Below are 13,672 nucleotides of genomic sequence, written 5' to 3' on the forward strand. Positions count from 1 at the left end.
AGGCGGCACTTAATATGGCATTCGAAGGATTAGCCGACCGACTGCAGCAAACGATCTCAAAAATCCGCGGAAAAGGAAAGGTAACGGAGCAAGACGTCAAAGAGATGATGCGCGAAGTCCGTTTAGCGCTCCTTGAAGCGGACGTCAATTTTAAAGTCGTGAAAGATTTTGTGAAAAAGGTAAGCGAACGAGCTGTCGGACAAGACGTTATGAAAAGCCTGACGCCCGGACAGCAGGTCATTAAAGTGGTAAAAGAAGAGCTGACGGAGCTGATGGGCGGCGAGGAAAGCAAGATTGCCGCTGCAAAGCGTCCGCCGACCGTCATCATGATGGTCGGTCTGCAAGGGGCCGGTAAAACGACGTCGACCGGAAAGCTTGCCAACCTGCTTCGCAAAAAACATAACCGCAATCCGCTGCTCGTGGCAGCAGACATCTACCGCCCGGCGGCGATCAAACAGCTGGAAACGCTCGGCAAGCAGCTCGATATGCCGGTATTTTCACTGGGTGACAAGGTCAGTCCGGTGGAGATTGCCAAGCAGGCCATCGAAAAGGCGAAAGAAGATCATCACGACTACGTTCTCATCGATACGGCGGGACGCCTTCATATTGATGAAGAGCTGATGGATGAGCTTGAGCAGGTAAAAGAAACCGCTCAGCCGGAAGAGATTTTCCTTGTCGTTGACTCCATGACGGGTCAAGACGCGGTCAATGTTGCCAAAAGCTTTAACGAACAGCTCGGTGTGACAGGTGTCATCTTGACGAAGCTTGACGGCGATACTAGAGGCGGAGCGGCCTTGTCAATCCGCGCCGTGACAAACACGCCGATCAAATTCGCCGGAATGGGCGAAAAGCTTGATGCGCTGGAGCCGTTTCATCCTGAACGGATGGCTTCGCGGATACTCGGAATGGGCGATGTGCTCACCCTTATCGAGAAAGCCCAGGCCAACGTAGACGAAGAAAAGGCGAAGGAACTCGAGCAAAAAATGAAAAATATGAGCTTTACGCTCGACGACTTTTTGGAACAGCTCGGACAGGTCCGCAATATGGGGCCGCTTGAAGACCTGATTCAAATGATGCCCGGCGCAGGCAAAATGAAAGGCTTAAAAAACGTGAAGGTTGATGAAAAACAGCTCAGCCATATCGAAGCGATCATCAAGTCGATGACCGGGAAGGAAAAAGAGCAGCCTGAGATCATCAATGCAAGCAGGCGCAAACGGATTGCTAAAGGAAGCGGGACATCCGTCCAGGAAGTCAACCGTCTTTTAAAGCAATTTGAAGAAATGAAAAAAATGATGAAACAGATGACAAACATGACAAAAGGCAAGAAAAAAGGGTTTAAACTGCCCTTCATGTAAACCTGTTTTCAGATGATAAAAACGTTGTTAAGAAAAAACACTTTACAAACACTTTTATCATTGTTAATATACTATCTTGTTGAAATATTTTCGGAGGTGCTAGTAAAATGGCAGTAAAAATTCGTTTAAAACGTATGGGAGCTAAAAAATCTCCTTTCTATCGTATTGTTGTAGCAGATTCTCGTTCACCGCGTGACGGCCGCTTCATCGAAACAGTCGGAACTTACAACCCGCTTGCAAAACCAGCGGAAGTCAAAATCGACGAAGAGCTTGCGCTTAAATGGCTTCAAACAGGAGCTAAACCGTCTGACACGGTTCGCAACCTGTTCTCAAAAGAAGGCATTATGGAAAAATTCCACAACGCTAAACAAAGCAAATAATGAGTGATCTGCACTTGGAAGAGCTGATTGTATCACTGGTCAAACCGCTTGTGGATCACCCGGATGATGTTCAGGTTTTCAAAGAGGAAAATCCAGAGCGGATTATGTTCCGCCTGTCTGTCAACAGAGAGGATACCGGCAAGATCATCGGCAAAAAAGGGCGCACTGCAAGAGCGATACGCTCTGTCGTATTTGCGGCAGGCGCACAGTCTTCTAAGAAAGTTCAACTTGAGATCGCAGACTAAGGGGAGAGGGTGAAAACCTCCCCCTTTTTTAACATGTAAGAAAAATAGAAACAGATGAACGATTCCGATCGTCAGCTTATGCCAGGCTGCCGGATTTCAGGGAAAGGAAAAATCACGGGACAGTAGGTGATGATGCCATGCAAATTATCCAACGTGTTACCGTCATGCAGGTTTTGACTGAAAACAGCAAAAAAAAGCTGCTGGCTTCTTTTGAAGAAAGAAAGGAAATCCTTGAGCGCGAATGCAACCAGCTCTATTTTCAGCTCAGGAAACACGAAAAGGAACACCACAATCCGGCGGCGACTGAATCATTTAAAAAAGAAATTGAAAAACGACAGGACAAGATTAAAATGATCGTTTTTCAAATCAATCAAATCCACACACTGCCGCTTGGCAGCGAAGTAAAGGAAAAAGAAATCGACGCTTTAATGGACATTGAAGTCGGGGATAATTGGCATGATATGACGGCGGGAAAAACAATCGTGATTAAAGACGGGATCGTCATTGAAATTCGTCCGAGGTGAAGAAATGCTGAAACAATGGTTTAATGTAGGGAAAATTGTTAATACTCATGGGGTAAAAGGCGAAGTCCGCGTCATTTCAAGAACCGATTTTCCTGAGGAGCGGTACAAGCCCGGAAACGCGCTCTACTTGTTTCTGGAAGGAAAAGACGAGCCTGTCCAGGTGACCGTCAGCGCCCACAGGCTTCACAAACAGTTCCACCTTTTGCAGTTTAAAGAGGTTGAAACGCTCACCGAAGCCGAAAAATTAAAGAATGCCTTGATTAAAGTTCCCGAAGACCAATTAAGCCAGTTGGCGGAAGACGAATACTACTTTCACGAAATCATCGGCTGCGATGTTTTCTCGGAAGACGGGGATTTAATCGGCAAGGTGAAAGAAATTTTAACGCCGGGCGCCAACGATGTCTGGGTCGTGGCCAGACCGGGAAAGAAAGACGCGCTCATCCCTTATATTGACGCCGTTGTCAAAGAGATTAACGTAGCGGATAAAACGATCAAGATTCATATCATGGAAGGATTACTTGACGAATGAAAATCGATTTTTTAACGCTTTTTCCGGAAATGTTTGAAGGCGTGCTCGGCTCGTCGATCCTGCAAAAAGCTCAGGACAAGGACGCTGTCCGTTTTCGCGTGGTGAACTTTCGGGCCTATTCCGACAACAAGCATCAAACCGTTGACGATTATCCATACGGCGGCGGAGCCGGAATGGTGCTGAAACCGCAGCCCGTCTTTGACGCGGTCGAAAAGCTGACGGCTGAAGCCGGAGGGTCTCCGAGAATCATCCTCGTCTGCCCCCAGGGTGAACGCTATACCCAGCAGAAGGCGGAAGAACTGGCGCGGGAAGAGCATTTAATGTTCATTTGCGGCCATTATGAAGGGTATGATGAACGGATCAGGGAGCACCTGTCTACAGACGAGATTTCGATCGGAGATTTCGTTTTGACAGGGGGAGAGCTGCCGGCGATGATGATCGCAGACAGCGTTGTGCGGCTTTTGCCGGGCGTGCTCGGCAAGGAAGAATCGCACCTTGAAGACTCTTTCAGCACAGGGCTTCTTGAACACCCTCATTACACGCGGCCGGCAGATTATAAAGGCTTGAAGGTGCCGGACGTTCTGACATCCGGGAACCATGCGAAGATCAAAGAATGGCGGCGGAAGGAGTCTCTCAGGCGCACATTTTTAAGGCGTCCCGACCTTCTGGAAAACTATCCTTTGTCAGAAGAAGAGCGAAAGTGGATTTCTGAATGGAAAAACCGGTAGATTCTATTGCGCCCGGGAAAAAGGTGTGGTATGATACTACTTGTGACTTGAACGGGAACGCTCGTTTAAGTTTGAAAACGATGTTCCGCTGTGCCGGTTAACTCGCGCAAGAGCATCTGTTGGAAGGAGTTGAAGACGATGCAAAAATTGATTGAAGAAATCACAAAAGAACAATTGCGCACTGATTTGCCTGCGTTCCGTCCTGGTGATACTTTACGTGTACACGTTAAAGTTGTCGAGGGTAACCGTGAGCGTATCCAGGTTTTTGAAGGTGTCGTGATTAAGCGTCGTGGTGGCGGAATCAGCGAAACTTTCACAGTTCGTAAGATTTCTTACGGTGTCGGAGTTGAGCGTACATTCCCATTGCACACACCGAAAATCGCGAAAATCGAAGTTGTCCGTCATGGTAAAGTACGCCGTGCGAAACTTTATTACTTGCGCGAACTTCGTGGAAAAGCGGCTCGTATTAAAGAAATCAGACGATAATGATAACGAACGAAAAGAGCTTGTTAACCATAACAAGCTCTTTTTTTGTCAAACAAGTATAAATGCATCGCACCATTAAAAGAATAGCAATAACAGAAAGTAGGTGGCAGACAAATGGTGATCCAATGGTTCCCCGGGCATATGGCCAAAGCGAGGCGGGAAGTAACGGAAAAACTCAAGCTGATCGACATTGTATACGAACTGGTCGACGCCAGAATTCCGATGTCTTCAAGAAACCCGATGATCGAAGACATTTTAAAGAACAAGCCGAGAATCATGCTGCTCAACAAGGCGGATAAAGCGGACTCCTCCGTGACAAAGGCTTGGAAGCAGCACTTTGAAAAAGACGGAATTCCTACCCTCGCCATCAACTCGGTCAACGGACAGGGGCTCAATCAAATTCTTCCTGCATCAAAAGAGCTGCTGAAAGAAAAGTTTGATAAAATGAAAGCAAAAGGTGTAAAGCCGCGCGCGATCAGAGCATTGATCGTCGGTATTCCAAACGTCGGCAAATCGACCTTGATCAACCGGCTTGCGAAAAAAAACATCGCCAAAACGGGCGACAGACCCGGAGTAACGACTGCACAGCAGTGGGTGAAGGTCGGAAAAGAGCTGGAGCTTCTCGATACACCGGGGATTTTATGGCCGAAGTTTGAGGACGAGCTTGTCGGGCTGAGGCTCGCGGCAACAGGCGCAATTAAAGATTCGATTATCAACTTGCAGGATGTCGCCGTCTACGGTTTGCGCTTTTTGGAAGAGAATTACCCCGAACGCTTAAAAAAGCGCTATGACCTGGAGGAGATTCCTGAAGAAATTGCAGCGCTTTTTGATGAGATCGGAAAAAAACGCGGCTGCCTCATGGCCGGAGGCGAGATCAATTACGACAAGACGACAGAAGTCATCATCCGCGATATCCGCACCGAAAAGTTCGGCCCGCTTTCTTTTGAAAAGCCGGAGGATATGTAAAAAGGCGCGCTTTTAAAAGAGCGGGCCTTTATTTTTGCAGAAGATGCGCCGATAAGAACATTAGGGGAGAAGAGAAAGTGAAAACATTAACCGTCAAAGAAATTAAAGAACATCTTCAATCGGTGAGCGATGAAAAGGACCCTTTTATAGAGCAGTGCAAAAATGATGAGCGAAAAAGCGTTCAAGCGCTCGTCGACGCCTGGCTGAAGAAAAATGAAAGGCTTTCGGCCATGCGGGAAGAGTGGCAGGCGATGACGTCTTTTGAACGGTCGCTGAGAGCGCGGGGCTATCAATATATCGCCGGAATCGACGAGGCGGGCAGAGGGCCTCTCGCAGGGCCGGTTGTCGCCGCCGCTGTCATCCTCAAAGAAGATTGTGAAATATTAGGGCTGACAGATTCGAAAAAACTGTCAAAGCAAAAAAGAGAAGACTATTATTCATACATAATGGAAGAAGCCGCAGCAGTCGGCGTCGGGATCGCGGACGCCCATGAGATCGATGAGCTGAATATTTATGAAGCCTCCAAAGCGGCGATGCTGAAAGCGGTCCAAGCGCTGGACGTCGCACCGGATTATCTTCTGATCGACGCCATGTCGCTTGCGGTCGATACAGAGCAGTCATCGATTATTAAAGGGGATGCCAAAAGCGCCTCGATAGCAGCAGGCGCATGCATCGCAAAGGTGACGAGGGACAGGCTGATGGATGAATACGCTGAAAAGTATCCTCTCTACGGGTTTGAAAAGCATAAAGGCTACGGAACGAAGGAGCATCTGAATGCCCTGGCGAAATACGGCCCGTCGCCGATACACCGAAGATCGTTCGCCCCTGTTAAAGCACATGAATAACGTTCCGGAGGAAGAATGACTTTGATGATGCTGAACGATGTACATAACAGCTTAAGAAAACAATTTGAACAAGCGGATTCTCTCCAGCGGATCAGCGGAACGGAGACGGATCAGAAAAGGCTGATGCTCGGCAAAGTGCTCCGCTTTATCAGCGAGCAGTTCGCCGAAATACAAATCGGCAATACGAAATGGCAGGGGAAGCTTGAGGCACCCCTGAAAGCGGGCGCTCATTACTGGTTTTCGTATGAAAAGAAGCCGGATGAAGCGACAGGCCGCCTTCAGGTCGTTGAAGCGTTTGACAAAAACCCGAAGACCGTGCAGGATGCCGCCTTTAAGCTGTTGAACGGGCTTTCTCTGAAGCGGACGAAGGAAGCCGTCTTTCTGGTCGGAGCGTTGCTGAAGGAGCAGCAGCCGATCAGGGAAAACGATTTAAGAGCCGCCATCAAGTGGCTTGAAAATCTGCCGAAGTCCGATGCCCAAAAAGGCGCCGATGCCGTCATGTTCGCTCTTAAACGCGAACTTCCCGTCCACCCCGGCGTGCTCGATTCGATTATGGCCGTCAAAAGCCCCGTTCCGCTCAATGAGCAGATTGCGAGAACGCTTGATATGATCGCGAACGCCGCTCAGCCATCCCCAGGCATGGAAAAGCTGAAACAGGCGCTTTTGCCAGTTTTACAAGCGGAGACTGAGGTGCATGCCGAAAGGCTGATTCAAAAGCTTGCGGAACACATCAGATCGCTGGAAAAAGGAGAACTGCAGGCCGTTCTGCCATTAAAGCCGCAGGTTCAGTCAGAAGGCGGAAAACCTCCGCAAAAAGCAGACGCTGGCGGCGCATACGGACAGGAAGCAAAAGCAGCCCAGCACAATCCGCAAATCGCAGCAGCTAAAGACGTGTTCGCTAAATTGGCGGCACAAGCCGAAACGAACGGGACGCATATTGCAAGAGAAGCGGCAGGCGTCATCAGAGCGCTTGAATCGCGCGGAGCTCTCGGACAAGCTCCGGCCGTTCTGGAAGGATTCACGCCAAAAGAGACGGAACTTTTGCAGCATATCATGAAAGAAACAGCGCCTGCATTGACGAATAAAGCCGATGTATTATCCGTTCTCCTCAAGATCAAAGATGTTTTAGGCGTCAGAGATGAGCTCTCATTGTTGAGAGCGATGGAAAACGGCGCCGTTCTCAAAGAGCAGGGCCTGCAATCTTTAAAGCTCGTGCTGAATGAAATGAGGCATGCTTCCGATCTTCCGGCTCCTGTAAAACAGGAAGCGGACCAAATCTTTCACCGTTTAAACGGACAGCTGTTTTTGCAGAATGATCAGCCTGCCCAGAGCCAGCTTTTTCTGTCGTACCCTCTGTTTTCAAAGAACGGCGTCCAGGATTTGAACGTTTTCTTAAAAGGGCAGAAAAAAGACGACGGAAAAATCGACCCTTCCCAGTGCCGCCTCATGTTTTACCTTCAGTTGGAAGCCCTTGAAGAGACGGTGATCGATTGTTTGATCCAGCAAAACGTCATGACGGTTACAATTGAAACAAAGTTCGATTTGGAGTCTTTGATTGAACCGCTGGTCCCGGCTTTAAAGGAAAACCTGAAAGAGCTGGGCTACAGCTTGTCAGGCGTCTCAGCAAAAAAACGGGAAAACATGAAGCTCGCTCCGTTTTTGGAGTCCCGTTTTGAACAAATTACAGAGAGCGCAGTGGATGTGAAAATATGAAGGAATCTGTTCCATTAAGAAGAGCTGTTGCGCTTCACTACGATGAAATGAAGGACAAGGCGCCGAAGGTGGTTGCCAAAGGGTCGGGATACACGGCGGAGAAGATCATTGAAGAGGCGCAGAAAGCCGGTGTTCCGATTCAGGAAGATGCGACGCTTGTCGAATTGATGCGCCACTTGGAGCTTGACGACCACATTCCTGAAGCGCTTTACGAGATCGTCGCCGAGATCTTTTCATTCGTCTATACGCTTGATGAAAAAATGAAAAAGAGGGAATGACTTTTGAAAAAAAGCCGTTTCCTCTATTAATTTTATATTTTTAATAAAATAAAAGTGTGAATGTTTAGAAGGATTTTACGATTTCTCATCGAAACCTAGACAATCGATCTATGATTATATAAAATGAAAGCGCAGTCTATTTTTATTTTTGCTACATAAGTTAGGAGGATGGGAAAATGAATATCCATGAGTACCAAGGGAAAGAAGTACTCAGAAAATACGGAGTGGCTGTTCCGGAAGGTAAAGTGGCATTTACAGCAGATGAAGCGGTCAAAGCAGCGGAAGCGCTGTCCAGCTCGGTTTATGTCGTGAAAGCTCAAATTCACGCCGGCGGACGCGGTAAAGCTGGCGGGGTTAAAATTGCAAAATCAAAAGAAGAAGTCAAAGCCTATGCGGAAGAATTGTTGGGAAAGACGCTTGTCACTCACCAGACGGGTCCCGACGGCCAACAAATAAAACGCTTACTTATTGAAGAAGGCTGCGATATCAAAAAAGAATACTATGTCGGTCTAGTTCTCGACAGGGCGACTTCACGCATCGTGCTGATGGCCTCTGAAGAAGGCGGCACGGAAATTGAAGAAGTCGCTGAAAAAACACCGGAAAAAATCGTCAAAGAAGTGATCGATCCGGCTGTCGGACTGCAGAGCTACCAGGCGAGAAAAATCGCCTTCGCCATCAATATTCCGAAAGAGCTTGTCGGCCAGGCCGTTAAGTTTATGATGGGGCTGTACAAGGCGTTTACTGAAAAAGACTGTTCCATTGCTGAAATCAATCCGCTCGTCGTCACAGGGGACGGAAAAGTCATGGCCCTTGACGCCAAGCTGAACTTTGACAGCAATGCGCTATACAGACAAAAAGACATCTTGGAGTACAGAGATCTCGATGAAGAAGATCCGAAGGAAATCGAAGCATCCAAGTATGATTTAAGCTATATTTCGCTCGATGGAAACATCGGCTGCATGGTCAACGGAGCGGGGCTTGCGATGTCGACCATGGACATTATCAAGCACTACGGAGGGGAACCGGCCAACTTCCTTGACGTTGGAGGCGGCGCGACAGCCGAAAAGGTAACGGAAGCGTTCAAGATCATTTTGTCTGATCAAAACGTCAAAGGGATCTTTGTCAATATTTTCGGCGGCATCATGAAATGCGACGTCATTGCAGAAGGCGTTGTTGAAGCGACAAAACAAGTCGGTCTGACATTGCCGCTTGTCGTTCGCCTTGAAGGCACCAATGTCGATCTCGGCAAGAAGATCCTCGATGATTCAGGACTCAATATTACGTCTGCGGAATCAATGGCTGACGGCGCGCAGAAAATCGTATCCTTAGTGAAGTAAGAAAGGCAGGGGAGCAAAATGAGTGTATTTATTAATAAAGACACAAAAGTCATTGTTCAGGGGATAACGGGTTCAACCGCTTTGTTTCACACAAAGCAGATGCTTGAATACGGAACGAAAATTGTCGGCGGAGTCACACCGGGCAAAGGCGGAGCAGAGGTCGAAGGGGTGCCTGTGTTCAATACGGTCGAAGAGGCTGTAAAGCAGACCGGGGCAAATGCGTCTGTCATTTACGTTCCTGCGGCTTTTGCGGCCGATGCGATTATGGAAGCGACAGATGCTGAGCTTGATCTTGTCATCTGCATTACTGAGCATATTCCGGTGCTTGATATGGTAAAAGTCAAAAGGTATATGGAAGGCAAGAAAACGAGACTCATCGGTCCGAACTGCCCGGGAGTCATTACGCCTGAGGAATGCAAAATCGGGATCATGCCCGGATATATCCATAAAAAAGGCCATGTCGGCGTTGTGTCGCGTTCAGGAACCCTTACATATGAAGCGGTTCATCAGCTTTCCGAAGCAGGAGTCGGCCAGTCGACAGCAGTGGGCATCGGCGGAGACCCCGTCAACGGCACAAACTTCATCGATGTGCTGAAGGCTTTTAATGAAGATCCTGATACACATGCGGTGATCATGATCGGCGAAATCGGCGGAACAGCTGAAGAGGAAGCGGCTGAATGGGTGAAAGCCAACATGACCAAACCTGTCGTCGGTTTCATCGGAGGAAAGACAGCGCCTCCGGGCAAGCGCATGGGGCATGCGGGCGCCATCATTTCCGGAGGAAAAGGCACGGCGGACGAAAAGATCAAAACGATGAATGCCTGCGGAATCGAAGTGGCTGAAACGCCTTCTGTCATGGGAGAAACATTGATTAAAGTGCTGAAGGAAAAAGGTCTTTACGAAACGTGTAAAACACACTGATGATTAAAAAGAGCGGGAATAGTCCGATTGGTCTATTCCTGCTTTTTCATAACTGGTTATATCGTTTAGTACTTTCAGATTGTTTTGTTTTAAAAATTTTTGGAGGTTTTTGAATGAACGACAGCAGCGAGCTTTTGATATTGCTCCGCCTTCGCGGCACACTCTCCCCTTCTCTGCTGACCAAGTGGTGGAAGCAGGACCCTTCCTTGTCTCTTACGGGCGAAAAAAACCATCTTTTAACGAAGCTTTCATTAAAAAGATCAGACTTGTGCTCCATACGAAAACTGGCGGAACAAGAACTGTCTAATGTTAAACGGCTCATCCGTTCTTACGAGGCGGCCGGCGTCCGCATGACCGCCATATCTTCCCCTGATTATCCAGCCAGCCTGAAAACCATTCATGACCCGCCTCCCGTCCTTTTTTTAAAAGGAAACAAAAAACTTCTCCATGAACAAAGACTGATCGGAATCGTCGGAACTCGCTGCCCGTCATTATACGGAAAAAGAGCTGCGGTCCAGCTTGTCAGGGAGCTTTGCAAAAACAGCTGGACGATCGTCAGCGGTCTTGCAAAAGGAATTGACGGTCTCGCCCATCAGGAGAGCATCCGTTCAAAGGGAAGGACAATCGGCGTTATCGCGGGCGGATTCAACAGCATATATCCCCGTGAACATCGCCAGCTCGCCGGACAAATGGCCGAAAGCCACCTGCTGGTATCAGAGCACCCTCCTCACATTAAACCGCAAAAATGGCATTTTCCCATGCGAAATCGGCTGATCAGCGGATTAACGGAAGGAATCGTTGTCGTCCAAGGCAAGGAAAAGAGCGGATCGCTCATTACAGCATACCAAGCCCTTGAGCAGGGGCGGGAGGTGTTCGCCGTGCCGGGTCCGATCTTTGATGCCAACTCTTTCGGTCCTTCAAGGCTGATCCAGGAAGGGGCGAAACTCGTATTAACTATTGAAGACATTTTGAACGAACTTCCGCCTTCAAACGCTCAATATACAGAGCCTGTTTAGAATTATCGTTTGACAAACCGTATTGTAATATTTAATAATAGTGAGGATTTCAAGTTTAAACGCTTTAATCGGCGTTCAACATATAGAAGGATTAAATCAGACACTTTTCGTAAAAATAATGACTATATAAACGACGATTATGCTGAATACAATAAAAAGGCTAAATTGAAAAGAGAGAGAACACCTCTTGAGGGGGATAATGTTATGTCCGAATACTTAGTCATCGTGGAATCGCCTGCAAAGGCAAAAACGATTGAGCGATACTTAGGAAAAAAATATAAAGTAAAAGCCTCGATGGGGCACGTCAGAGATTTGCCGAAAAGCCAGATGGGCGTTGACATCGAGCAGAACTTTGAACCAAAATACATTACGATCCGCGGGAAAGGCCCCGTGTTGAAAGAATTAAAAACGGCCGCCAAAAAGGCAAAAAAAGTTTATCTCGCAGCCGACCCCGACAGGGAAGGGGAAGCGATTGCGTGGCATTTGGCGCACAGCCTTGATTTGGACCTGAATTCCGACTGCCGCGTCGTATTTAATGAAATTACAAAAGATGCGATCAAAGAATCATTTAAGCATCCGCGCATGATCAATATGGATCTTGTCGACGCCCAGCAGGCGAGAAGAATTCTGGACCGCCTTGTAGGGTACAAAATCAGTCCGATATTATGGAAAAAAGTAAAAAAAGGCTTGAGTGCGGGACGTGTCCAATCTGTTGCGCTCCGCCTTATCATTGACCGGGAAAAAGAAATCAACGATTTTATACCGGAAGAATATTGGACAATTGAAGGGTCTTTTCTCAAAGGTAAAGAAACGTTTGAAGCGAGCTTCTTCGGAATCAACGGGGAAAAGCACCAGCTGAAAAGCGAAGATGATGTGAAGCAAATCCTATCCCGGATCAAAGGGAACAAATTTGAGGTCAAAAAGGTAACGAAAAAAGAACGGAAGCGAAATCCTGCGCTCCCATTTACGACGTCGACGCTTCAGCAGGAAGCGGCGCGCAAATTGAATTTCCGGGCAAAGAAAACGATGATGATCGCCCAGCAGCTTTATGAAGGAATCGATCTCGGCAAAGAAGGAACGGTCGGGTTAATCACTTATATGAGAACGGATTCAACCCGTATCTCGAATACTGCTCAAGAAGAAGCGGCATCATTCATCGGCGAACAGTACGGAAAAGAATTTTTGGGTAGCAAGCGAAAGCCGGCCAAAAAGAATGAAAACGCCCAGGATGCCCACGAAGCGATCAGGCCGACCTCGGTGCTCAGAAAGCCTTCCGATCTGAAGGCGGTATTGGGAAGAGACCAGCTTCGGCTATACAAGCTGATCTGGGAGCGCTTTGTCGCAAGCCAAATGGCTCCGGCGACACTGGATACGATGAGCGTCGACCTTGAAAACAACGGGTTGACATTTCGGGCAAACGGCAGTAAAGTCAAGTTTTCAGGCTTCATGAAAGTGTACGTTGAAGGCAAAGACGATCAGATGGAAGAGAAGAATAAGATGCTTCCGGATCTCGCTGAAGGCGATACCGTGCTTTCAAAAGACATCGAGCCCGAACAGCACTTCACACAGCCGCCTCCGCGCTATACGGAAGCAAGGCTGGTCAAAACGCTTGAAGAACTGGGAATCGGACGTCCATCCACATACGCGCCGACGCTTGACACGATCCAAAAGCGCGGGTATGTCGCCCTTGATAATAAACGCTTTATTCCGACTGAGCTCGGTGAAATTGTGCTTGACTTGATCATGGAGTTTTTCCCTGAGATTATTAACGTTGAGTTCACCGCCAAAATGGAAAAAGAGCTTGATGACGTTGAAGACGGAAACATTCAATGGGTGCAGATCATCGATTCCTTTTACAAGGACTTTGAAAAGCGCGTTGAAAAAGCGGAAGCCGAGATGCAGGAAGTGGAGATCGAACCGGAGTATGCAGGTGTTGACTGTGAAGCGTGCGGACATCCGATGGTCTATAAAATGGGCCGGTACGGCAAATTTATGGCCTGCTCCAATTTTCCGGACTGCCGCAACACCAAGCCGATCGTAAAAGAGATCGGCGTCAAATGCCCATCATGCAAAACCGGCAACATCGTCGAGCGCAAATCGAAAAAACGCCGCATTTTTTACGGCTGTGACCGCTATCCTGAATGTGAATTCGTATCATGGGATAAACCGCTTGAACGGAAATGTCCGAAATGCGAGGACATGCTTGTGGAGAAAAAGCTCAAAAAAGGCGTTCAAGTGCAGTGCGTTAATTGCGATTATAAGGAAGAACAACAAAAGTAGCGGTGAGCAGGGCTTTGCTCACCTTCTTTGTTGTGTTAAAAGAATAAGTCAATTCATAAATTAGGAGAT

General features: G+C 47.9%; 15 protein-coding genes. All 15 read left to right on the forward strand.

Annotation, left to right across the window (positions count from 1 at the left end; all coding sequences use genetic code 11):
- Positions 1–14 precede the first annotated feature (14 nt).
- On the forward strand, positions 15–1,355 hold the full coding sequence (ffh, locus tag MKY62_RS08970) for a signal recognition particle protein (protein WP_003181717.1): 1,341 nt from the start codon (positions 15–17) through the stop codon (positions 1,353–1,355).
- Between the two features lie 107 nt (positions 1,356–1,462).
- On the forward strand, positions 1,463–1,735 hold the full coding sequence (gene rpsP, locus MKY62_RS08975) for a 30S ribosomal protein S16 (protein WP_003181719.1): 273 nt from the start codon (positions 1,463–1,465) through the stop codon (positions 1,733–1,735).
- Positions 1,735–1,980 carry a KH domain-containing protein gene (locus MKY62_RS08980; RefSeq protein WP_003181721.1) on the forward strand — a complete coding sequence of 82 codons (246 nt, stop codon included), beginning with the start codon at positions 1,735–1,737 and terminating at the stop codon, positions 1,978–1,980. Before rpsP ends, MKY62_RS08980 begins: the two co-directional genes overlap by 1 nt.
- A gap of 137 nt (positions 1,981–2,117) precedes the next feature.
- Positions 2,118–2,504: a YlqD family protein gene (locus tag MKY62_RS08985; protein ID WP_003181722.1), complete on the forward strand. Its 387-nt coding sequence runs from the start codon at positions 2,118–2,120 to the stop codon at positions 2,502–2,504.
- Between the two features lie 4 nt (positions 2,505–2,508).
- Positions 2,509–3,033: a ribosome maturation factor RimM gene (rimM, locus tag MKY62_RS08990; protein ID WP_003181725.1), complete on the forward strand. Its 525-nt coding sequence runs from the start codon at positions 2,509–2,511 to the stop codon at positions 3,031–3,033.
- A complete protein-coding gene (gene trmD, locus MKY62_RS08995) occupies positions 3,030–3,761 on the forward strand; it encodes a tRNA (guanosine(37)-N1)-methyltransferase TrmD (protein WP_003181726.1) in 732 nt (243 codons plus the stop codon). Before rimM ends, trmD begins: the two co-directional genes overlap by 4 nt.
- Positions 3,762–3,899: 138 nt before the next feature.
- Positions 3,900–4,247 carry a 50S ribosomal protein L19 gene (gene rplS / locus MKY62_RS09000; protein ID WP_003181728.1) on the forward strand — a complete coding sequence of 116 codons (348 nt, stop codon included), beginning with the start codon at positions 3,900–3,902 and terminating at the stop codon, positions 4,245–4,247.
- Between the two features lie 114 nt (positions 4,248–4,361).
- Positions 4,362–5,213: a ribosome biogenesis GTPase YlqF gene (gene ylqF / locus MKY62_RS09005; protein WP_003181730.1), complete on the forward strand. Its 852-nt coding sequence runs from the start codon at positions 4,362–4,364 to the stop codon at positions 5,211–5,213.
- A 77-nt stretch (positions 5,214–5,290) separates the two neighbouring features.
- Positions 5,291–6,058, forward strand: a complete 768-nt coding sequence (locus tag MKY62_RS09010; RefSeq protein WP_003181732.1) for a ribonuclease HII — start codon at positions 5,291–5,293, stop codon at positions 6,056–6,058.
- Between the two features lie 24 nt (positions 6,059–6,082).
- The gene (locus MKY62_RS09015) at positions 6,083–7,771 is read left to right on the forward strand and encodes a hypothetical protein (RefSeq protein WP_017474806.1); all 1,689 of its coding nucleotides are present in this window, start codon (positions 6,083–6,085) and stop codon (positions 7,769–7,771) included.
- A complete protein-coding gene (locus MKY62_RS09020) occupies positions 7,768–8,049 on the forward strand; it encodes a FlhB-like flagellar biosynthesis protein (protein WP_003181737.1) in 282 nt (93 codons plus the stop codon). Before MKY62_RS09015 ends, MKY62_RS09020 begins: the two co-directional genes overlap by 4 nt.
- A 176-nt stretch (positions 8,050–8,225) precedes the next feature.
- Positions 8,226–9,386, forward strand: a complete 1,161-nt coding sequence (sucC, locus tag MKY62_RS09025) for an ADP-forming succinate--CoA ligase subunit beta (protein WP_003181739.1) — start codon at positions 8,226–8,228, stop codon at positions 9,384–9,386.
- 18 nt (positions 9,387–9,404) lie between these two features.
- Positions 9,405–10,307, forward strand: coding sequence for a succinate--CoA ligase subunit alpha (gene sucD, locus MKY62_RS09030; RefSeq protein WP_003181741.1), 903 nt, complete (start codon positions 9,405–9,407; stop codon positions 10,305–10,307).
- A gap of 113 nt (positions 10,308–10,420) precedes the next feature.
- On the forward strand, positions 10,421–11,323 hold the full coding sequence (dprA, locus tag MKY62_RS09035) for a DNA-processing protein DprA (RefSeq protein WP_003181744.1): 903 nt from the start codon (positions 10,421–10,423) through the stop codon (positions 11,321–11,323).
- 204 nt (positions 11,324–11,527) lie between these two features.
- Positions 11,528–13,603, forward strand: a complete 2,076-nt coding sequence (gene topA / locus MKY62_RS09040) for a type I DNA topoisomerase (RefSeq protein WP_003181746.1) — start codon at positions 11,528–11,530, stop codon at positions 13,601–13,603.
- The last annotated feature ends 69 nt before the right edge of the window (positions 13,604–13,672 follow it).

The sequence above is a fragment of the Bacillus sp. FSL R7-0646 genome (assembly GCF_037969865.1).
GTDB classification, from domain to species: Bacteria; Bacillota; Bacilli; order Bacillales; family Bacillaceae; genus Bacillus; species Bacillus licheniformis.

What these genes read in the sequence shown, in the direction of transcription:
- rpsP (WP_003181719.1), top strand. Translation starts at nt 1,463, where the DNA reads ATGGCAGTAAAAATTCGTTTAAAACGTATGGGAGCTAAAAAATCTCCT.
- MKY62_RS08980 (WP_003181721.1), top strand. Translation starts at nt 1,735, where the DNA reads ATGAGTGATCTGCACTTGGAAGAGCTGATTGTATCACTGGTCAAACCG.
- rimM (WP_003181725.1), top strand. Translation starts at nt 2,509, where the DNA reads ATGCTGAAACAATGGTTTAATGTAGGGAAAATTGTTAATACTCATGGG.
- rplS (WP_003181728.1), top strand. Translation starts at nt 3,900, where the DNA reads ATGCAAAAATTGATTGAAGAAATCACAAAAGAACAATTGCGCACTGAT.
- topA (WP_003181746.1), top strand. Translation starts at nt 11,528, where the DNA reads ATGTCCGAATACTTAGTCATCGTGGAATCGCCTGCAAAGGCAAAAACG.
- trmD (WP_003181726.1), top strand. Translation starts at nt 3,030, where the DNA reads ATGAAAATCGATTTTTTAACGCTTTTTCCGGAAATGTTTGAAGGCGTG.
- sucC (WP_003181739.1), top strand. Translation starts at nt 8,226, where the DNA reads ATGAATATCCATGAGTACCAAGGGAAAGAAGTACTCAGAAAATACGGA.
- MKY62_RS09020 (WP_003181737.1), top strand. Translation starts at nt 7,768, where the DNA reads ATGAAGGAATCTGTTCCATTAAGAAGAGCTGTTGCGCTTCACTACGAT.
- MKY62_RS09015 (WP_017474806.1), top strand. Translation starts at nt 6,083, where the DNA reads ATGATGCTGAACGATGTACATAACAGCTTAAGAAAACAATTTGAACAA.
- MKY62_RS08985 (WP_003181722.1), top strand. Translation starts at nt 2,118, where the DNA reads ATGCAAATTATCCAACGTGTTACCGTCATGCAGGTTTTGACTGAAAAC.
- dprA (WP_003181744.1), top strand. Translation starts at nt 10,421, where the DNA reads ATGAACGACAGCAGCGAGCTTTTGATATTGCTCCGCCTTCGCGGCACA.
- ffh (WP_003181717.1), top strand. Translation starts at nt 15, where the DNA reads ATGGCATTCGAAGGATTAGCCGACCGACTGCAGCAAACGATCTCAAAA.
- sucD (WP_003181741.1), top strand. Translation starts at nt 9,405, where the DNA reads ATGAGTGTATTTATTAATAAAGACACAAAAGTCATTGTTCAGGGGATA.
- ylqF (WP_003181730.1), top strand. Translation starts at nt 4,362, where the DNA reads ATGGTGATCCAATGGTTCCCCGGGCATATGGCCAAAGCGAGGCGGGAA.